This is a genomic window from Streptomyces sp. SGAir0957 (assembly GCF_043523415.1).
Map to the genome: position 1 here is coordinate 5,769,336 of NZ_CP027293.1, position 17,550 is coordinate 5,786,885.

The following is a 17,550-nucleotide window of genomic DNA, read 5'->3' on the forward strand; positions in this document are numbered from 1 at the left end:
CTTTCAGGTCAGGAGGTTGGCGAGCCAGTGCAGGGCGGCGAGGAGGAAAGCGAAGGCGCCGACGGCGGCGGCCCCGGACACGGCGAGCAGCTGCGCGGGGTGGCTCGGGCGCCAGGCGATGACGGCGAGGGCGAGGCCCGCGCCGACGATCGCGAGGCAGACGAGGGCGAGCAGGAGGCCGCCGACGGCAACCATTAGGCGCCCACGCGGAGCGCGCGGAGGTAGCGCTCGACGGTCTCCGGGGAGGCCGCCTTACCGGTGGCCTTGCCGACGTAGCGGGCGACGGAATCCTTGTCGCGGAATCCGCTGTCCCATGCCGTCCGGACGGCGTCCTTCAAGGTCGGAGCGCCGGGGTTGATCGGCAGGACGTTGGGGTCCGGATCGTCCGCGTCGTCGTCCGGACGGTCCGGATCGACGGATCCGGCGTCCGCTTCGAGGGCGCGGCGCTCGGCGTTGCGCAGTGCGCGGGCCCGGTTGACGCGTCGGTCCACGGGGATCCGGGACAACTCGGCGGCGGCCTCGCTGAGTTCCTGCTCCAGGAACGCGGCGGTGCGCTTGTCGAGGGGGACCGCCTGGAAGGCGAGGAGGATCGTCCACGTGCCCTTGGCCAGGCCGGAGACGACGGCGCCGACCATGCCGGTGGCCGCGTCTCCAGCGAGCCAGCCGTGCGCTCCGACCGCGCCCATGGCGACGAGGAGTGCGGCGTATCCGCCGTAGCGGGCCGCGCGGGCGCGGGCCGGGGTGTAGCGGGCCAGCCACTCAATGATCATGAGGGCGATCCAGGCGAGGTCGAAGACGGCGGCGGCCCCGTACGCGGCCGGCTCGATGACGACGCGTGAGAGGAGGTCGCCGATAGAGACGGTGGACCACACCACGCAAGCGAGGACGAGGGCGGTGACGATGACCGTGACCGTGTTGAGCGCGATCTGGTCCCAGTCGCGCGGGGGGAGCGGCACCTCGATGATCTCGTCGTCGGGGACCATGCGGGTCTTGCCGTCGACGGTGTGTGGGACGAGGCGCGCCCGGGTGATGCGGCGGGTCTTCACGGTGCTCCTCCGGGAGCGGAGAGGGCCGGGCCCCGGTGGCGGGGGCAGGGCGCGGGGCCCGGCCGGTCGGTGGTGGGGCGTGAGCTAGCCGAAGCGGCGGCGGTGCTGCTGCTCCCACTTCTCGGCTTTGCGGTCGGCGTCGCGGGCCTCGCTCGTCTTGGCCCGGCGGAAGCGACCGGCATCACCGGTGACGCTGACACCGGCGGCGGGGTAGGTGCGCGTCGTCTGCTCGCGGCGAGGGAAGAGGCGCATCAGGCGTCCCTCCTCGCCCACTTGACGACGGCGTCGCCGCGCTGGATGGTCACGGTCGCCGCGTTGTCCTCGGAGCGGACGTGGTAGCCGGACGCTCCGCTGGCCAGGGCGCGGAGGGTCTGCCCCGCCTCGATCTGGACGTGTCCGCCGCAGACGGGGTGGGGGTGGGGGTCCTCGCGCCAGGTGGTGCCGCCGTCGTCGCTGAGGACGGCGGTGTACTGGTCGGCCTCGTCGATGCCGGTGACGAGGGGGTGCTGCCAGGGGTCGAAGGCGTCCATCAGGCACCGACCTTCCGGGCGACAAAGGTGACGCCGGGGATGATCCAGGCGCCGCACTTGCCGCACACCCACTTGCCGCCCTGCCAACTCATGGGCTTTCCGCAGCAGGTCATCGGGGCTGCTCCCCTCCGGCGATCTCCCGCAGGCGGGTGGCGTACTCGGAGTGCGGGGCGCCGTCCGGGGTGGGCAGGAGGTCGAGCCAGTCGCTCGTGAGGCCGTACGCCCGTCCGTAGCCGCGGATGACGTAGATGGCGGCCGGCCGGTTGGGCTGGGTGTCGAGGCGGTCGGCCAGGCGGTGCAGGGCGGCGGCGACGCCTTGGGGGTGGGGGCGCGGCGGACGGACGGGGAGCGGCGGCTTGGTGCGCTCGTGTTCGGCGCTCATGCGATCAGCTCGGCGTTCGGGACGGCCTGCATGATCGGGAGGTCGAGGCCGCCGTTGTCGGCGTGCCAGTCGGTGACGACCTGGACGTCGCCGATGCCGGGCACCGGGATGGTGAGGGTGATCTCGGTGGCGGGCCACGTGGCCTGCCCGTTGCTGGTGGTGCGGGTGACGAGCTGGGTGGTGACGGTCCCGCCGGCGCGGACGTAGATGCTGTTCAGCTCGTGCTGGTCCCAGGCGGTGATGAAGTGGAGGGTCTCGCCGAGGTGCTCGTCCGGCGTCCAGCCGGGGCGGAAGCCGAGGGCGCGGGCGACGAGGGCGCTCCTGCCGGAGGCTTCGCGGTTGGTCATGAGGCCGATACCGTGGTCCACGGACCTGCTCCTTCTCGCGTTGTGGGTGGGTCCGCCCCGGCCCAATGGAGGTGCAACTCCGGGCCGGGGCTTCCTTGTTGGTGCAGTGCCAGACTGGCAGGAACCTCTTTACAACGTCAAGGGGTTCGGGAAGGATGTTGCCGTGCCCAAGAGCCCTGACACAGAGGGGAGCCCGCGCTTGATGACCACCACCGAGATCGCGGCAGAGCACGGGGTCACGCGACAGACGGTGCACGCGCACCGAAAGCGCGGAGCCTTCCCGAAGCCCGTCGAGGGCGAGGGCAGCACGCGGCCCCGATTCCGAGCTGATGAGGTGGCCGCGTTCTTCGCGGCGAACCCGCCGAGCCCGGGTAAGCGCACGGACCTGGCCTCACGAGACGAAGGAACGTCCATGAACGTTACGGAGCTACGCCCATCCGATAGCGATGACGCGGACTTCACCAAGGGGGAGCGACTCGCGAACGTGCTGTCGTTTCAGACGGGGATCGCGGCACAGAAGATCGGCCTCTCCGCGGAGCAGGCTCGGCAGGCAGCGGAGGCGGTCGTGCAGGCTGTACATGAAGTGTCCGCCGATTGGGAGGCGTAGCCGCACACGAACGAGCCCCCGGCCCATCAAGGCCGGGGGCTTCGCCGTGCCCGTCATCCCTCGCGTCACCGTCGTGCTTAAGATCCGCTCGTGGACCTACCAGAATCTCTGATCGAATTGCAGCGGACGGCCGACGACGAGGGACGCAAGATCGAACACCTCGACAACGGAGAACGCGAGCAGCAGCGAAGCATCTGGTTCGATGCCGCCGCCCGCGCCCACAAGGCCGTGACCGAGTACGCCACGGCCGAGGGCCTCAACCGGTACGAGGTGGAGAAGGCGCTCCGGCAACTCGTCCGGCATCCGCCGCAAGTTGAGGAGTAGGCGCAGTTGTCAGCAGAGGTCGGCGGCGCGCCGGTGCGATGCTGCGGCCGCGCGATGGGTCGCGGCGACCCGGTGATGTAGCTCGGCCATCCTCGCGTGCAGAGCAGTGTCGCGTGCTCTGCCCATGTTCTCGTGACGTTGCGCTCTGGCCTCGCTGTAGGCCCCGTGCTCCTCGGCCTGTTCCGCGCGTTGTGCGAGGGTCGTGCGGGGCTCAGTCATATTCCGACGGTACGCGTCATTGCGGGGCCGCACAGGAGGGCCTCGGCGGGGCAGTGAGGTGCGCCCTGCGCCGTACTCCCTGGTGTTGGAGGTCTGATCCACGGCGTGCCCGTAGTGGTGATCACCCCTCGTCGGGGTCGGCGGCCGGCTGTCAGCTCACTCGGCTTCCGCGGCCGGAGGAGTGGGCCACTCCTGGAGGGGCCACTCCTGCCCGCCGTGCCACTCGGTGAGGGTGACGCGGGCGCCTGGGTTGTCCTCGTGCTCGGTGGCGAGCCCGGTCGCCTTGCGTTCAGCGGTGTCTGGGTCGTCCCACCAGCCGTCGAGGACAGGCTTGCCGTCGATGGTGAGGGTGACGTGGTAGCGGCCGGGCGGGGTCACACTCATCAGGATTGTCCCGCGGCCGTGAGTAGGTGTTCGCGACATAGGTCGAGCCAGCGGGGTTCGTCGTCGAGGGTGACGATCCGGGTGGCGATCGCTGGTTCTCCGCATGCGGAGCAGGGTGCAGGTGTGGGTGGGGCGAGGCGTGCGCGGCTCATCAAGGATGGCGGCCGGGCGGAGGGGGCCGGGTCTAGGTGGGCGGGGTCGAGGCCGAGGCGGGCGAGCGGGTCGTCCATGCCGGGTCTCCTGGGGCTCGCGTGCTCGGGGTGAACTCCGAGCATAGAATCGAACGTGTGTCCGATCCAGTTAACCGCCTCGACCTGCTGCGGTTCCTGCGGCGCGTTCAGGAGCGGGACCTGGCGCGCACCGAGCGGTGGATCGCGGACGAGGAACGCCGCGAGCAGGAACGGGCCCGCGGCGCAGCGGCCAGGCCGCCTGAACCAGAGTGGCTCATCGAGCGCGGCCTCCAGGGCCGCCACTCCGTGTACGTGCACGTCGGCGGCTGCCACATGGCGGGCAAGCGCTCGCGGAGGGCGGAGCAGGATGAGGCGCGGCGCGCGCTCGCGAACGGTACGGACGCCTGCCCGCACTGCCGACCGGACACGGCGCTAGGTGTCCTGGACTAGCGGCGGCGAGCCATCGCAACGAGCACCACGGCGAATGCTGCGATGACGACGAGCCAGCCCCACAGCGGCATGTCCCTGTAGCCCAGCCCTGCGAACACGGCGATGATCACGACACCCTCCCTGCAGTCATGGCCCAGGTGCCCGGGTGAATGATCGACATGCCGGGAGTGATCGTGCGTCGCACCCTGGAGGTGTGGCAACCGCTCCGATAGTCGTGCACCCGCCGTCCCCGTCGGGCGGCCGGCGTGTCACCGCGCGCGACCAGATCCTCGGCCTCGCGCATTCCGATCGTGATGTCGTCGAGTTCCTGCGCAGGGCCGGGCTCCCGGACGCCGAGCGGATCCTCGACGACCCATCGTGGGTGACGTGGCGTGGAGGCCGGGCTCACCAGTACGAAGCGGCGTAACGGCGGTTGCGCCTCAGCGCTCGGGCACATCCCATGTACCGGGGCGCTCGCGCAGTTCCAAGAACTCCATCGGCATGCCCATCTCCTCGGCATAAATGCGGGCCGCATTTGGTGGGAATCCCCACCCCTTCATGAGCACCTCGCCCGTGCGCGTATCCACAATTTCCCGGAACTCCGCAGCCCCTCCGAGCACTACCCCGTGGCTACGGCGCTCGTAGCCGAACTGCGAACTTACTACCGCAATCCTGTCCATGCAGGACTGCTGGAAGTCAGAGTCCGGCGAGTCGGTCCCGTCGTGGAACTCGGCTTGGACCCATCCCTTCGTCTCCTCCTCGACACCTGCGACTGCTGGAGCTGTGGGCTGCGCTGCTATCGAGGCATCGGCGAGGGCTTCTAGAAGTTCAGCGCGCCGGTCGTACGGGCCTGAAAGGTTGATCGTGAATGTGCCTTTGACCGTCATGGTTGCGAAGGGTATCGAGGTCCACTGACAAGGAGAGAGTCATCCGCGTGTGTGAGCACCTGCCGAGGCTGTCCCTTGCCGCCTGACTGGAGGTGCGGTGCTCCCGTCATCGTCGAGGGCAAGCCGAGCATGCGCCATGAAACGGCCGAGTGCCTCGCTGAGGGCAGCGGTCACAGACAAGCTTCGTTCCACCCGGTCTTCCTGATCATCGTTGCGAAATGCGTAGCTCACGTCTACGACTGCGGCTGCCTCGCATGCCTCACGGGCGCATGCCAGTAGCAAGGCGACTTGCTCTGCCACTTCAGCGGGTCCCTCCACGGCGACACGAGCGCAGAGGTCCGCTAGCGTGTCGAGCTCTTCCGGGTCTGGATATTCCTCGGGTCGTTCATCCGGGAACGAACGGCTGTGATTGAACGCGTCAAGACGTCTGCCCATCCTCTGAACGTGCGCGACGACATCGGCGTACGCCTTACTGCGAGGCTCGCGGCGTTCTCGTAGGTGCTCGAATCGGAGTTGCCGATTCGACTGGCGTTCCTGTGAGGCCGTTGACCACCACGATGTGAGGACCGCCGCTCCGCCCGTTCCGATCGCTCCTACTGCGGCCCCGAGTACCGCCGCCAGACCTGCATCCATGGGTGCATTCTGGCCGACGGACTCGTGGCACGCCGAGGCTTCGGAGATCATCGGCGCTGGAGACTTCTAAGCGGCAAGGAGACCGCCCTCCGTCCAGATCCGCCCGCACCCTCCGCAGCGAGCGACCGGCGGCTTGCCCTCACCGCCGTGCATCTCGATCTCTCCACCGCACTCGTGCCGCTGCGCCAGCGTCCGCCGCTGCGCCGCAATGTCGAGGGCCCGCTCGATCCGGTCGGCGGCCCCGGCCGCGACCACGCCGATCTGCTCCACCTCGCGCACCGTCAGCTTCCGGAACGGGCCCGGACGGTCCTCGACCCGGGCCAGGAGCCACAGCGCCGTGTACGGGACGGGGCGGCGGGTGCCAGACCACCGCCAGCGTCGCGGGTCCAGCGCGTCCCCGCGGGCGACCGCGTTGCGGCGGGCCCGATCGGCGGTCGGCCATGCCGCGGGGGCGGGCCGAATGGGCTGGCGCTGCACGGAGTCGGCGATCTGGTCGGCGGTGGTGTGGAGCGCGGCCTCGACGGCGCGCATGGTGTCGGCGATGAACAGCCGGATCGGCACGGGCCGCTGGCCGAGCTGCCCGGGGTCACGTTCCTCTCCGACCGGGTGGGCGTGGCCGGGGTCGAGGTCGCCACAGTGGACGCAGCGGTAGCCGGTGGTGCGGCCGGCCTCGTCGCGGATGGTCACGAGGAGCTGCGCGTGGGGCTCGTTGTCTGCCTCGTCGAGGGCGGCGAGGTAGCCGCGGAGGCCGAGGCCGAACGCGCCGGCGATGGCGGGCTGGCCGAGGGCGTCGCGGAGGTCGCCCCAGTGGAGGGCGATTGTGCGGAGGTGCTGGGCGGTGGTGGCAGTGGTGTTCATCGTGCGCTCCTGTGGTGCGTGGGGCTGTACGGTGATCTCACCGGTAGGGGCGTCCTGGTCTGGGGAGACTGAGGGGACGCCCCTTCGTGCTGTTCAGTGCCGTCTCGGCGGGCCGTACGTGGACTGCCAGGCGGGCCGGTCCGGGCGCGGGCTGACCGGGTTGCCGTTCTGGTCGATGACGCGCGGCCGGGCGGCGTCGGCGCGCGCGCTCATCGCGTAGTGCAGGGCGTCGAGGGAGTCGTGGCGTCGCCATTCCTCGTCGGTGAAGTCGGGCCCGGTGGGGTGGTGGACCTCGAAGGAGAGGAAGCCGGTGAGGTCGTGCCATTTGCCGTCGTCGCCCATGAACTGCACGCGGGTCATCGGTTCCTCGCGATCTCGCAGCGTCCGGTCTCGGTGTGCTGCTCGGAGCACTCGGGCCCGCAGCGCGCCGCCAGCTCGGCCGTGTGCGCGGCGATCCCGGCGTACTTCTGCTCGGCGGTGTGGCCGTCCCACTGCGCGCGCGGGTCGTCCACGGTGACGTGCTCGACGTCGGCGAAGAGCAGCGCGTCACGAGGGCTGATGTGCCACGAGGCCTGTCGGCCGCCGATGCGGAGGTAGGCGATCCACCAGCCCGGCTCGGGAAGGTCGAGCGCGGGCGCGATGACGGCACCGTCGGTCATGGCGGCGAGGAGGGCGATGAGGTGGGCGCGCTCGCGGTACGCGCCGTCGCGCTCCTGCCCGGCGGCGTACCGCGCTTCTCCCGCAGCCTTCAACTCTCGCTCGCGCCGCTCAGCGAGGGCCCGCCAGTCGACGGGCGCGGCCTGCTCCTGCTGAACGTCCATGGGGTTCTTCTTGGTCTGGTCGGCGGTCTGCGGCGTGAGTTGGGCGTCGAACCGGGCCAGCTCGGCGGCGGAGTAGAAGGCGCGGTTGCGGATGAACGCGAATGCGGCGTCGTAGGCGGGCCGGCGGGGCTCGGCTTCGGTCGCTTCGGTAGCTGCCGGGCTGGGCTCGAACCCGGCCTCCACGACGGCATACAGCTCCTCGGCGCGGATGAGCCCGCGACGGAGCAGCGAGGCCGCATTCTGTGCGCTGTTCAGGCGGTACGTGAGGGCCTCGCAAAGGTTCTCGCTGCGGGTGAGCTGGACGCGGGCGGCGGTGAGTTCCGCCTCGGCCCGCTCGGCGCGCTGCAACAGCCGGTGTCCCAAGAGTTCGGATGCGGACAGCTTGCGGGCGGTCTCGTCGAGCTGCTGCTCGGTCGCTGCCGGGCCGGGCCCGTCGATGGCCCGGAGCGTAGGGCACTGGTCGTACGGCACGGGCGCGCTGTCGGTGCAATTCGTGGAGGTGGCGAGGTCCGAACAGGCCCCGCAGATCCGCTGGCCCCTGTAGATCCAAGTCTTGTGCAGGGCACGCACCCGCTCGATGGCGTCCTCGGCGCGCTGCCCGTTCGCCAGGTGCCGGTTGAGTGCGTCGACGAGCGGGCGGCCGAGCTGCGCCCTGAGGATCGTGTGGAGGTCGGGGAGTTCGGTCATTTCTTCCTCCGTGCTGCGCGCTGCATGGCGCGCCGTGTGGCCCGGTTGGGCGGGGCCGGGTCGGTGGCGGTGTCGTCGACGTGCTGCTCGGTGCGGACGAGGTGCTGCTCCCACGTGGCCCCGGGGCGGGGCGTGTGCTCGCCCCGGGGCGTGCTGCTCGGGCCGGTCACGAGGTGTGGCTCCTCGTGCGGGTCGGGCAGTCGGTGGTGTGCGCGGCGCCGGCGGTGTGCTCGGCGGCGCGGCAGCACGGGGTGACGGCGAGCACCTCGGCGCGGGCAGCGCGGCGGGCGCGGGCCTGGTCGTCGAGGACCGCCCGGTGTCGGGTCCACTCGCAGGCCGCGCACCAGCCGAGGGCGACGGCGACGGGAACGACGAGGGCGGCCCACCAGGGCGCGCTGGTGGTGGCGAGGTACGCGGCGGCGGCGCTGGTGAGGACGGCGGCCGTGGTGAGGGCGAGGGCGGGGCGAAGGTGCGGTGTCATCTGGGCTCCGTTCGCGGGTAGTTGCGCGTCATGGGCTGGATCCGGTGGTCGGCGATGGTGCTCGGGCTTGCGCTGGTGTGGGGCGTGCTCGTGTGGGTGGTTGCGCGCTGGGTGTTCCAGGCGGGTGATCCGTCTGGGATGGGGTTCGTGGCGGGCGGGGTGCTGATCGGTCCGCTGTTGGGCCAGCGGATTCGTGAGCGGCGCCTGCGGAGGCGGTAGAGGGCGCGCCCTGCCCACCGGATGGTGAGCAGGAGCGCGGAGGCGACGGGCCAGACGAGCAGCGCGACGCCGAGGGTGGCGGCCACTACGTCTCGTCGGCCGGGCTCTCGGTGGTCACGTGCTGCATCAGCCGGTGCTCCCACGACGGCTGCTGCTCGCGGCGCGCGGCGAGCCGCTGCAACGAGGTGCGCTTGTCGGCCCACTTCGTGGCGACCCCGGGCGGGCGCTGCCACGGCTGGCCCGGGGCGGGGCGGGACTGGATGAAGTAGCGGACGTCGACGATGCGGGGTTCGGTGTCGGACACGGTGTCTCCAGGTGGTGGGTGTTACGCGGCTTCGTCGTATTCGGCGGCGGGCTCCTCGGCGGTGCGCCGGCGTCGGGCGGGCCAGGCGCCGGTCGCCGCGGTGGTGAGGAGGACGACGGCGAGGACGAGGACGACGGCGCCGAGGCCGGTCGTCATGGCGACGGTGAGGATGGCGCGGCCGATGACGGTGGGAAGGGCGGTGGCGAAGTCGACGATCACAGCTCCTCGAACTCCTTGCAGACGAGGTTGTCGGTGCTGTCGGGGTCGCAGACGTCGCAGAGGAGGCGGCCGCTGACGGTGACGTGTTCGCCGCGGGTGTGGCCGCAGGTGCAGACGGCGCGCGGGTTCTCGGGCTCGGCCCGCTGCTCCTGTGCGGGCGGCCGGTGGGCGATCTCGGCCGCGCGGGCGAGCCCGACCGGGCCGGGCGTCCAGGACGTCTTGGGCTCGTCCTGCTGCTCCGGGGTGTGTTCGGCCTCGACGGCGTACGTGGTCGACCGGCGGACGAGCCGGTACTCCCGGCTGCGCTGCCGCATTCGCCCCCCAGCGGCATGGACGGTCTCGTGGAAGTCGCTGCGCGCTTCCTCGCGGTCCGGCCACGGGGCGCCGTACGGCCTCCATGGGCCGTCGTTCCAGCGGGTCTCGACGACCCACTGGGTCTCGGCGGGGCGTGGCGGGTTGGCGAGTGCGAGGGCGTCGGCGGGGAGGACGTGGCGGCCGACGTACACGGCGACTGCGAGGGTGAGTTCGTTGGCCAGCCGGTCGGTGCCGCCGGGGCCGAGGCGTACGGGGGTGGTGGCGATCTTGTCGGCGATGAGGGCGCGGAGCTGGCCGAGTTCGACGAGGAGGTCGGTGTTGGTGCGCGAGGTGTCAGCCACGGTCGGCCTCCTCGGCGGCGTCGGCGGCCTGCCGCAGCACCGTGACGATCCGCTCGACGGACCAGCCGTCCTCGAAGTAGGCGTTGTGGATGAAGGTGGTGGTCTCGCGCAGCACGGTGTGGCGACGGACGGTCACGGGGAGGACTGCCATCACAGCGTCGGCCTCACGCAGGCAAGCGGCACGGTGGAGCTTGGCGGCGAACTTGAAGGACGGCACCCCGTCGGACTCGGCGATGGCGGCAGCAATGCGGTCGCGGAGGTTGTCAGCGGAGGGCGCGGACGGTGCGGCGGGCTGCCCGACCGTCAGCCGGGGCAACAGCCACCTGGCCGCCTTCCGGTAGTCCTCCTGCACATTCCCGGGCAGGCGGCCGAGCTGCTCCCAGGTCGGGTGATCGGTGCCGTGCACGTAGACGTCGGCGGCGCAGAGCATGCGCGCCCACACCTCGATGGCTGCGGTGGGGTCGGTGGTCATGGTCGTCTCCGGGGTCGGTGTGATGGACTTGCGGGGCCGGCCGCTCCTGGCTCCAACAGGAGCGGCCGTGCTGCTGCTCACGTGATCGGGATGCCGTCGCGGCGCTCCACGACCCAGCCGTCCCCGTCGCCGCGCTCCTCGCTGAACGGCGGCCGGTAGCGCAGCCGGTACGTCTGGTGCTCCTCGGCGGGGTCGAGGGCGACGACCTTGTTGGTGCCGAGCTGGCGAGCCAGGGTGAGCAGGGGGTCGGCGCCCCAGGCGGTGAGGCGGTTGAGGGCGTCGGCGAGGTCCTGCCAGTGGGCCTGCTCGATCGCGTCGTACATGCGGGTGACGGTCTCGTCGTCGGGGCGGTCGGTCATGGTGCTCCTTGGTTGGCAGGGCGTTTTGGTGGTGTGGGCTGTGCGCGCGAGGGCCGGGTTAACCGGATGCGCGCGTGGTCAGGCGGCGTCGTGGGGTGCGTCGTCTGCGGTGGGTGGGTGGCTGCCGGTGGCGGGGTCGCAACGTCCCGCGTGGTCGGCTGCCGGGTCGGTCGCGGTGAACTCGGCGACGTCGTCGCGGCCTTCGACGCGTTTGTGGGCGCCGCATTGGCCGCACAGGTAGTCGGCGACAGGGGTTTCACCTCGGTCGAGGCCGCGGATGTGGAGGCCTGGCCGGATTCCGGTGATGAGGACCGGGCCGGTCATGCCGCGGCCTGTGCGTGCTCGTGCCGGGTGATCTCCTCGCCTGTGATCGCCTCGACGAGGGCGCAGACCAGGACCTCGGCGGCGTTCGGGGTGACGGCGTTGCCGTACTGGCGGACCTTCTCCCGCTTGTTCCCGAGGACGATGTAGTCGTCGGCGAAGCTCATGGCGCGGCCGATCTCGTGCGGCTCGAGCATTCGGAAAAGCACGTCGTCGATGTTGATGTCGCCCTTGACGAGGGCGTACCGGTCGCGGGTCGTCAGCGCGCCGATCGGCTCGTTCACCGAACGGGGTGCCCCGTTGCCGTAGTACGGGACCAGCATGTGCTCCCACGTGAGGAGTGACTGGTGGCCGGCTGTCGTCATCGTGCGGAACGGCTCGGCCGGGGAGGTGCAGTGCTCGCCCCCGTCGCCCTTGCTGCCGTTGTTCCGCATCACCATCGCCGCCGGGGTCACCAGCCCGTGGTGGTTCCCGGACGCGGTCACCGTGGCCAGGGACTCGGTGACTGATCGGGCGATGCTGCCGCCGCCGCGGAGCTCTGCGATGAACGGCAACCATGCGAGCCCGGTCTCGTTCCGTGTCGTCATCGTGCGCAGCGGTCCGTTCGCCGACGCGGCATCCTTGCCGTCGCGGCCCTCGACCGGGATCATCAGCGGCGGCACCATCAGGGCGTCGTTCTCGCGGGTCGTCCGCGCGGGCATCGGCTCGTCGACGCTGACTGCGGCGTCGCGCCAGGTGCCGCCGGCGGGCACCATCATCGGGACCGGGCGGGCGAACTTCTTCAGCCCCGCCTCGATGCGTCGCAGTGTCTTCTCCGCGAGCGGCTTGGCCCGGTCCCCGATCCGCTGTCCCGGAATCGACCAGTCGATGGCCGCCGCCGCGGGCAGGGCTTCCGGCTCGACGATCTGGTTCCGGCATCTCGCGTGCGGGCACCGGTAGACGTACTGCTGCCGGTAGCGGCCCATGTCCCGCTTCGGGTCCTTGAACACCTGCATCGCCTGCACGTACTCGTCGCAGCCCGAGCACCAGGCTCGCGGCCGCAGCCACTTGTCCCAGTCCGGGGTACGCCCCAGCGACTCGTGCCAGTACCCGACGTACAGCCGGTCCCTGGACTGCGGCGCCTGGTGTACTGCCCGCGGGTTCGCGTGCATCGAGTTCAGCGCGATGATCCGCGTCCGGTAGCCCAGCTTGTGAATCTCACCGATCCACCGGTCCCACTGATCCCAGGCTCTGACGTCAACGACGTTCTCGACGATGCCCGCCTTGACCAGGCCACCGCGCTCGATGACGCCGCGCAGGTACAGCGGGACCTCTTCCATCAGCGCGCGGGATTCCTCCTCTGCGGTCGGCTCGTTCTCCTCCTCGTCAAGGCTGGCGAGAAGGTCGAGGAGGCTGCCCTGCATGGCGCTGTGGAAGTCCCGCTTCTTGCCCTTGGCCACGGACCAGTTGGTGCACTCCGGGGACGCCCAGAAGATGTCTGTCACCGGCCAGTCCCAGACAGGCGCCTTACGGATGTCGCCCTGGTAGTGGCTGGTCGTGGGGAAGTTCTCGGCGTGCGACTCGATGGCCAGCTTCCAATGGTTCGCCGCGCGGGTAACCCGGACTCCGGGGACGGCGTGCACGCCTTGCGAGGAGCCTCCGGCGCCGCAGAACCAGTCCATGACGGTGAGCGCATCGTTGTCGTGTCGGGGCATCACGCGTTCACCGCCGTCGCGGGCTGGTGCGCGGCCCACTGGAACGCGGCGTGGGTGGCCGGGGTGATCTCTTGGATGACGAGGGTGAGTTGGCCGCCTTTGACGATGGGGCCGATGCGCATGTCGGGTCCGACGACGTGGGTGTGGTCGTCGTCCTCGAGGACGCCCGCGTCCACGAGCCCGTCGACGGCGGCCTTGAAGGACGGGTAGAAGTTCGCGGGGTCGATGCGCCTGCGGGATCCGGGGTGGAGGACGCCGAGGATGTAGGCCTGTTGGAGGACGGGGTGGGGGTTGGCCGCGGCGAGCGCTGCTCGCATGTGCTCGTTCTCCGAGCAGGCGGTGTGGGCGGCTGAGCGGATCTCGTGGGTGAGGTCGGCGCGGACTCGGTGGTGTACGCGCTGGTTCGCGTTGAGGAGTTTCAGCCCTCGCGGCAGCGTGAGGGTGAAGGTGCGGGTGGCCGTGGTGGTCACAGGAGGACTCCTTGTACGGGGCGGGGCGGGCAGCGGTGGTCGGCGATGACGGGGTGTTTGGCGGGTCCGGCGCGGATGTGGAACTGGTCGCGCCAGGTGATGCGTTGGGCTCCGAGGGCGCTGGTGGTGAGGTGCCAGGTGAGTCGTCCGTCGAGGCGGGCGAGGAGTTCGCCGAGCGGGTCCAGCGGGGTGGGGTCGGCGGTCACGTCGAGTGCGGCGACGCGGCCGACGCGGGCGCGGAGTACGGGTGAGTGACAGCGCGGGCAGGTGCCTTCGCGGGTACGGTCACTGCTTTGATCGATGCGGTCTGCGAGCCATTTCGGCTGGTCAGGCGTGTTCATGAGCGGCTGCTCTTGGTGGGCCTGTGGCGCAGGCAGTGACAGCAGTGACCGATCAGGGGGTTTCTGGCATTGAACGTCTTGCGTGCGCACGGGGCTGGAACTAGGGATTTACGGTCACTGCGGTCACTGGCCGCACGAAGTCGCTGGTCATGGATGGTTTTTGGCAGTGACCGTAGGGGTGTGGGTACGGTCACTGGGCTGTCACTGCGGTCACTGATTGCGGTGATCATTCGTCGTCCTCCTCGTCGTCCCCGGGGCGGGTGAGGAGAGCGACTCCGACGTAGAAGCGGCGCCCGTTGGAGCGGATCTGCTCGACGTTGAAGCGGGTGCGGAGTTCGCGGCCGAAGACCTGAGGCTTGAGCGGGGTCTCGCCTTCGGCGCGGCACCAGTCGTCGTAAGCGCTGCGGAGCTTGGAGGTGTTGATGGTGACGTGGGTGCCGCCGCCGAGGTGGCAGCAGTCGCTCATGAACCGTGCGAGGGAGTCCTCCTCCTCCGCGTAGGTCTCGGTGAACGCCATGACTGCGGCCGGCTCGCGGAGCCCTGCGGCGAATACGTCGACGGCTCCGTTGACGATCCAGGCGAGGATCCCAGGGCCTTCCTCGTCGGCGAGGATGCGAGCGAGGCCCTCGATCTTTCGCTCGGGCGGGACGCTGCGGGTGAACGGGATGAGGCGTAGCCGCCGCCAGAAGCTGTCGCCTCCGGCCTTCACCGCGGGGAGGTGGTTGCCCATGAGCCACAGGTGGTGGGTGGGCTCGAAGGTGAAGTGGTCCTGCCGCATGAAGCGCGCGGTGAGCGCGTCGCCTCCGGTGAGGAGCTTCATCTTCGCCTCGTCGAAGCGGGCGTCCTGGTTGACCTCGGAGACGACGACGAGGCGCAGGCCCTGGAGCCGGGCGACTTCGGTCTCGTGCTGCTGCTGGCCGGCCATGAGGAAGGTGTTGGGCGCGCTGGCCGCGTAGTCGCCGAGGAGGATGCGCAGCACGTCGAGGAACACGGACTTGCCGTTGCCGCCGGGCCCGTTGAGGAAGGGGAGGACGTGGAATCGGGTGTCTCCGGAGGCGGAGTATCCGGCGAGGCGCTGCACGAAGACCGCGATGTCGGAGTCTTCGCCGAAGGTGTCGGTGAGGAATTGCGTCCAGCGTGGGGTGGGGAGTTCGAACTCGGGGGCGACGCTGGTGGTGCGGGTGTGCATGGCTGCCGGGTCGGACGGGCTGATCTTCCCGGTGGTGAGGTCGACGACGCCGGCCGGGGTGTTGAGGTGCAGGGGGTGCGCGTCAAGGGTGTCGACGAGGGCGACGGTGCGCGGGTCGGTCTGCGCCATGCCGATCATGGCGCTGATGCCCGCGTGGGAGAGGCTGCGTGCCCGGTGCTTGGCCTCGCCTTCCCCGTTGGGGAGGGCGCGTGCGATGGTGCGGGCCATCTCGCGGATCTCGCCCGCGTCGTCCCACGCCCACCGGTGCCCGTCCCAGCGCAGCCACTTCCCGCGCTGGGGGACGTAGCGGATCTCCTGCTCGTGCTTGTCGACGAGGCGGAGGGCGTTTCCGTCGTCGGTGCGCGTGTAGGTGTTCGGGGTGTCGGGCTCACTGGCCGGGTGCTGTACGACGTTGAGTGCTGCCGTTCCGTCCACAGGGTGTGGGGTCGGGTTGGGGACAGCGGAGAGGTGACGGACCGGCTCGGGCGCGGGCTGGCCGAACTTCCGTCGACGTAGGGCACTCGCCGCGGCGGAGTGGTCGCCTCCGTGGTTGAGCAGCGCGTAGGCGCCGAACTTCGTGTACGGCTTCTCCGGGGTGAACTCGGTGCTGGTGGTGAAGACGTAGAGCCGGTCGCGGTCCATGGCCCGGCCTGTGGTGGCTGAGGGTTCGCGGCCGGTTTTTCCGGGGCGCTGCCAGTACGAGGTCTGCCCGGAGACGAACATCAGCTTCCACCCGTGGGGCTGGAGGATGTCCGCCCACGAGGTCTTCTGCTCGAAGTCGTCCCCCGGGCTGACCCCTCCGGGGGCCATGTCGCCGCTGCTCCCGGAGAAGAGGAACGCGGCCGCGTCGTCGAGGGGCTCGAGACTCGGGGCCCCGGGGAGCGGGGTGTGGGTCTCGGGCGGTTCGTCTGCGGGCACCGCGTCGACCATGCGGCAGATCGCGTGCACGGCCTGGTGCTCGTCCGCGCTGAGTACGGGCATGGACTCCGGGCCCCCGGAGAGCAGCTCGTACGGCTTCCCGCTGGGGTGGACAGTGCCGTGGCTGGGTGCGGTGACGACGAAGCCGCCTTCGCCGCGGGTTTCGATCCACCCGCGGAGGATCTTCTTGTGGGGGTGGCGCTCCTTCAGGGCTTTCTCGTCGTCGGTGTACTCGTCTTCGCGGGCGAGCCGGGAGGCGAGCTTGGTGTTCCCGGGGACGGGGGTCCCGTCGAGGCGGTAGTGGAAGTGGAGTCCGCCGCTGGGGCTGCGCTCGAGCCATCCGGTGGCGATGCGCTGCCAGAGGTCTCCGAGGCCGGAGCCGAGGAAGATCTCGGCGAGCCGGTTGAGGATGCCCTCGTCGACGGCGCGGCCTTCGAGTTCGAGCATCTCCAGGTTCCCGGAGACGGCGCCGCAGATGATGCCCACCCCGGGGTGCCCGTGGGCAAAGGTGGTGCGGAGCTGCGCTTCGGTGGCGCGTTCGGTTTGGGCAGCCTGCCAGGACCCCTGGGGGCGTTTGCTTCCGTCGGCGCGGACTGCGACGACGGAGCAGCCGGCCGCGTGCAGCGTGAGTGCTGCGGCGAGGGTGTCCGTGGTGGCTCTCAATGTTGCTCCTTGATCGTGTGCCGCCGTGCGGTGAAGCAGAGAGGGGGAGGCCCGCGCCGTGGCGTTGCACCAGGGCCGCCGGCGTGGATACCGGGGCGGGCGGGGGTGCTACGCGGGGGTGCCGTTGAGAATCGGCGTGTCGATGTCCGTGTTGATCGCGGCGAGGACGTCGGCGAACGCGGCCTTGGCGCGCTCCTCGGGCTGCTCGAGCTTGTAGCCGAGGAGGAGGGTGCCGCGGTCGATGCGGTACTTGAACCGGGCGGTCATCCGGTAGGCGTCGGCGCCCTCGAACGGGGGGACGGCGATGGTGAAGACCTCGGGGATCGCGATGTCACCCTTGCTGCCCGCGGACGCCTTGGTGTCCTCGGTGTAGGCGAGCTTCCGCTCACCGGACTGGAGTCGGCTGCTGCTCTGGAACTCCGCTTTCGTCGTTGCCCTGATCGACTGCGCGATCTCGAGCATGGTCGCGGCGTCCGGGGTGTCCAGGTACGGGAGCTGGTCCTCCAGGAAGTTCGCGAAGGTGTCCTGGTCGAGGAGCTTCCCGTCGTGGCGGAGCCAGTCGGCCCATGCCTTCGTCTGCCGCAGCGCGAGGTGGAGGCGGTGGCCGCCGAACCGCGGGGTGTTGTCGGTGTGCGCGTCGAGGACCGCGGTGACGGACAGCTTCTCGACGTCGGCGTACACCTCGGTGTTCGCGTCGTGGTGCTTCCCGTAGTAGGTGAGGAAGCTGTCGCTGTCGCGGACGGTGGTGGTGCCGGTCTTCCGCTCCAGGCGGCCGGTGTACTCGGGCCCGGTGAGGTCGACGCGCTCGACGAGCCCGTGGGCGGTGGCGACGAGGTAGATGTTGCCCGGCTCGACCTTCTGCGGGGCGAGGGCCTGCTGCGCGAGGGTCGCGACGGTGGTGGTGTCGTTGGTGGTCACGG

30 protein-coding genes are annotated in these 17,550 nt (G+C 70.5%); 4 read left to right on the top strand and 26 right to left on the bottom strand.

Features of this window, described 5'->3' with window-relative positions; all coding sequences use genetic code 11:
* Positions 1-3: 3 nt before the first annotated feature.
* The 6 genes from C1N81_RS30770 to C1N81_RS30795 all read right to left on the bottom strand — a co-directional run bounded on the left by C1N81_RS30770 (position 4) and on the right by C1N81_RS30795 (position 2,326).
* Positions 4-195, bottom strand: coding sequence for a hypothetical protein (locus C1N81_RS30770; RefSeq protein ID WP_394434530.1), 192 nt, complete (start codon positions 193-195; stop codon positions 4-6).
* On the bottom strand, positions 195-1,046 hold the full coding sequence (locus C1N81_RS30775) for a protein transporter Sec31 (RefSeq protein WP_394434532.1): 852 nt from the start codon (positions 1,044-1,046) through the stop codon (positions 195-197). Before C1N81_RS30775 ends, C1N81_RS30770 begins: the two co-directional genes overlap by 1 nt.
* An 84-nt stretch (positions 1,047-1,130) precedes the next feature.
* A complete protein-coding gene (locus C1N81_RS30780) occupies positions 1,131-1,298 on the bottom strand; it encodes a hypothetical protein (protein WP_394425466.1) in 168 nt (55 codons plus the stop codon).
* Positions 1,298-1,576: a hypothetical protein gene (locus C1N81_RS30785; RefSeq protein WP_394425467.1), complete on the bottom strand. Its 279-nt coding sequence runs from the start codon at positions 1,574-1,576 to the stop codon at positions 1,298-1,300. Before C1N81_RS30785 ends, C1N81_RS30780 begins: the two co-directional genes overlap by 1 nt.
* A gap of 109 nt (positions 1,577-1,685) precedes the next feature.
* Entirely contained in the window at positions 1,686-1,958 is a 273-nt protein-coding gene (locus tag C1N81_RS30790) for a hypothetical protein (RefSeq protein ID WP_394434534.1), read from the bottom strand.
* Entirely contained in the window at positions 1,955-2,326 is a 372-nt protein-coding gene (locus C1N81_RS30795) for a hypothetical protein (protein WP_394425469.1), read from the bottom strand. The genes C1N81_RS30790 and C1N81_RS30795 overlap by 4 nt, the downstream gene beginning before the upstream one ends.
* Before the next feature lie 181 nt (positions 2,327-2,507).
* Between C1N81_RS30795 and C1N81_RS30800 the strand changes: the two genes are divergently transcribed.
* Positions 2,508-2,912, top strand: coding sequence for a helix-turn-helix transcriptional regulator (locus C1N81_RS30800; RefSeq protein WP_394434536.1), 405 nt, complete (start codon positions 2,508-2,510; stop codon positions 2,910-2,912).
* A 90-nt stretch (positions 2,913-3,002) separates the two neighbouring features.
* Entirely contained in the window at positions 3,003-3,236 is a 234-nt protein-coding gene (locus tag C1N81_RS30805; protein ID WP_394434538.1) for a hypothetical protein, read from the top strand.
* 9 nt (positions 3,237-3,245) lie between these two features.
* On the opposite strand, the gene C1N81_RS30810 is transcribed toward C1N81_RS30805, so the two are convergent.
* Together C1N81_RS30810 and C1N81_RS30815 are read right to left on the bottom strand one after the other, a co-directional pair.
* Positions 3,246-3,455, bottom strand: a complete 210-nt coding sequence (locus C1N81_RS30810; RefSeq protein WP_394434540.1) for a hypothetical protein — start codon at positions 3,453-3,455, stop codon at positions 3,246-3,248.
* A 156-nt stretch (positions 3,456-3,611) separates the two neighbouring features.
* On the bottom strand, positions 3,612-3,839 hold the full coding sequence (locus C1N81_RS30815; protein ID WP_394434542.1) for a hypothetical protein: 228 nt from the start codon (positions 3,837-3,839) through the stop codon (positions 3,612-3,614).
* Between the two features lie 287 nt (positions 3,840-4,126).
* Here C1N81_RS30815 and C1N81_RS30820 point away from each other — a divergent pair, with 287 nt between their 5' ends.
* Both C1N81_RS30820 and C1N81_RS30825 read left to right on the top strand, forming a co-directional pair.
* Complete coding sequence (locus tag C1N81_RS30820; protein ID WP_394434544.1) at positions 4,127-4,459, top strand: DUF6233 domain-containing protein; 333 nt, start codon at positions 4,127-4,129, stop codon at positions 4,457-4,459.
* A gap of 193 nt (positions 4,460-4,652) precedes the next feature.
* Positions 4,653-4,865 (top strand): hypothetical protein, encoded by a 213-nt coding sequence (locus C1N81_RS30825; protein WP_394425475.1) that lies wholly within the window; start codon positions 4,653-4,655, stop codon positions 4,863-4,865.
* Between the two features lie 13 nt (positions 4,866-4,878).
* Here the strand turns inward: C1N81_RS30825 and C1N81_RS30830 are convergent, their stop codons facing one another.
* The 18 genes from C1N81_RS30830 to C1N81_RS30915 form a co-directional block, all read right to left on the bottom strand.
* Positions 4,879-5,325: a hypothetical protein gene (locus C1N81_RS30830; RefSeq protein WP_394425477.1), complete on the bottom strand. Its 447-nt coding sequence runs from the start codon at positions 5,323-5,325 to the stop codon at positions 4,879-4,881.
* Between the two features lie 699 nt (positions 5,326-6,024).
* The gene (locus C1N81_RS30835; protein ID WP_394434546.1) at positions 6,025-6,816 is read right to left on the bottom strand and encodes a hypothetical protein; all 792 of its coding nucleotides are present in this window, start codon (positions 6,814-6,816) and stop codon (positions 6,025-6,027) included.
* Between the two features lie 93 nt (positions 6,817-6,909).
* Positions 6,910-7,176 carry a hypothetical protein gene (locus tag C1N81_RS30840; protein WP_394425482.1) on the bottom strand — a complete coding sequence of 89 codons (267 nt, stop codon included), beginning with the start codon at positions 7,174-7,176 and terminating at the stop codon, positions 6,910-6,912.
* Complete coding sequence (locus C1N81_RS30845) at positions 7,173-8,324, bottom strand: hypothetical protein (protein ID WP_394434548.1); 1,152 nt, start codon at positions 8,322-8,324, stop codon at positions 7,173-7,175. The genes C1N81_RS30840 and C1N81_RS30845 overlap by 4 nt, the downstream gene beginning before the upstream one ends.
* The gene (locus C1N81_RS30850) at positions 8,321-8,494 is read right to left on the bottom strand and encodes a hypothetical protein (RefSeq protein WP_394434550.1); all 174 of its coding nucleotides are present in this window, start codon (positions 8,492-8,494) and stop codon (positions 8,321-8,323) included. The genes C1N81_RS30845 and C1N81_RS30850 overlap by 4 nt, the downstream gene beginning before the upstream one ends.
* Positions 8,491-8,805, bottom strand: coding sequence for a hypothetical protein (locus tag C1N81_RS30855; protein ID WP_394434552.1), 315 nt, complete (start codon positions 8,803-8,805; stop codon positions 8,491-8,493). The genes C1N81_RS30850 and C1N81_RS30855 overlap by 4 nt, the downstream gene beginning before the upstream one ends.
* Entirely contained in the window at positions 8,802-9,110 is a 309-nt protein-coding gene (locus tag C1N81_RS30860; RefSeq protein WP_394425489.1) for a hypothetical protein, read from the bottom strand. Before C1N81_RS30860 ends, C1N81_RS30855 begins: the two co-directional genes overlap by 4 nt.
* Positions 9,110-9,328: a hypothetical protein gene (locus tag C1N81_RS30865; RefSeq protein ID WP_394434553.1), complete on the bottom strand. Its 219-nt coding sequence runs from the start codon at positions 9,326-9,328 to the stop codon at positions 9,110-9,112. Before C1N81_RS30865 ends, C1N81_RS30860 begins: the two co-directional genes overlap by 1 nt.
* Positions 9,329-9,349: 21 nt before the next feature.
* Entirely contained in the window at positions 9,350-9,547 is a 198-nt protein-coding gene (locus C1N81_RS30870) for a hypothetical protein (protein WP_394434555.1), read from the bottom strand.
* Positions 9,544-10,203 (bottom strand): hypothetical protein, encoded by a 660-nt coding sequence (locus C1N81_RS30875; protein ID WP_394434557.1) that lies wholly within the window; start codon positions 10,201-10,203, stop codon positions 9,544-9,546. The genes C1N81_RS30870 and C1N81_RS30875 overlap by 4 nt, the downstream gene beginning before the upstream one ends.
* Complete coding sequence (locus C1N81_RS30880) at positions 10,196-10,756, bottom strand: hypothetical protein (RefSeq protein WP_394425496.1); 561 nt, start codon at positions 10,754-10,756, stop codon at positions 10,196-10,198. The genes C1N81_RS30875 and C1N81_RS30880 overlap by 8 nt, the downstream gene beginning before the upstream one ends.
* A complete protein-coding gene (locus tag C1N81_RS30885) occupies positions 10,753-11,034 on the bottom strand; it encodes a hypothetical protein (protein ID WP_394425497.1) in 282 nt (93 codons plus the stop codon). Before C1N81_RS30885 ends, C1N81_RS30880 begins: the two co-directional genes overlap by 4 nt.
* Before the next feature lie 78 nt (positions 11,035-11,112).
* Positions 11,113-11,358: a transcription factor WhiB gene (locus C1N81_RS30890; protein ID WP_394434559.1), complete on the bottom strand. Its 246-nt coding sequence runs from the start codon at positions 11,356-11,358 to the stop codon at positions 11,113-11,115.
* Positions 11,355-13,049, bottom strand: coding sequence for a DNA cytosine methyltransferase (locus C1N81_RS30895; protein ID WP_394434561.1), 1,695 nt, complete (start codon positions 13,047-13,049; stop codon positions 11,355-11,357). The genes C1N81_RS30890 and C1N81_RS30895 overlap by 4 nt, the downstream gene beginning before the upstream one ends.
* Positions 13,049-13,519 carry a RusA family crossover junction endodeoxyribonuclease gene (locus C1N81_RS30900; RefSeq protein ID WP_394425502.1) on the bottom strand — a complete coding sequence of 157 codons (471 nt, stop codon included), beginning with the start codon at positions 13,517-13,519 and terminating at the stop codon, positions 13,049-13,051. The genes C1N81_RS30895 and C1N81_RS30900 overlap by 1 nt, the downstream gene beginning before the upstream one ends.
* Entirely contained in the window at positions 13,516-13,860 is a 345-nt protein-coding gene (locus C1N81_RS30905) for a hypothetical protein (RefSeq protein WP_394425504.1), read from the bottom strand. The genes C1N81_RS30900 and C1N81_RS30905 overlap by 4 nt, the downstream gene beginning before the upstream one ends.
* A gap of 226 nt (positions 13,861-14,086) precedes the next feature.
* The gene (locus tag C1N81_RS30910; protein WP_394425506.1) at positions 14,087-16,630 is read right to left on the bottom strand and encodes a phage/plasmid primase, P4 family; all 2,544 of its coding nucleotides are present in this window, start codon (positions 16,628-16,630) and stop codon (positions 14,087-14,089) included.
* Positions 16,631-16,738: 108 nt separating this feature from the next.
* Positions 16,739-17,548 (bottom strand): DUF2303 family protein, encoded by an 810-nt coding sequence (locus tag C1N81_RS30915; RefSeq protein WP_394425508.1) that lies wholly within the window; start codon positions 17,546-17,548, stop codon positions 16,739-16,741.
* Positions 17,549-17,550: the final 2 nt, after the last annotated feature.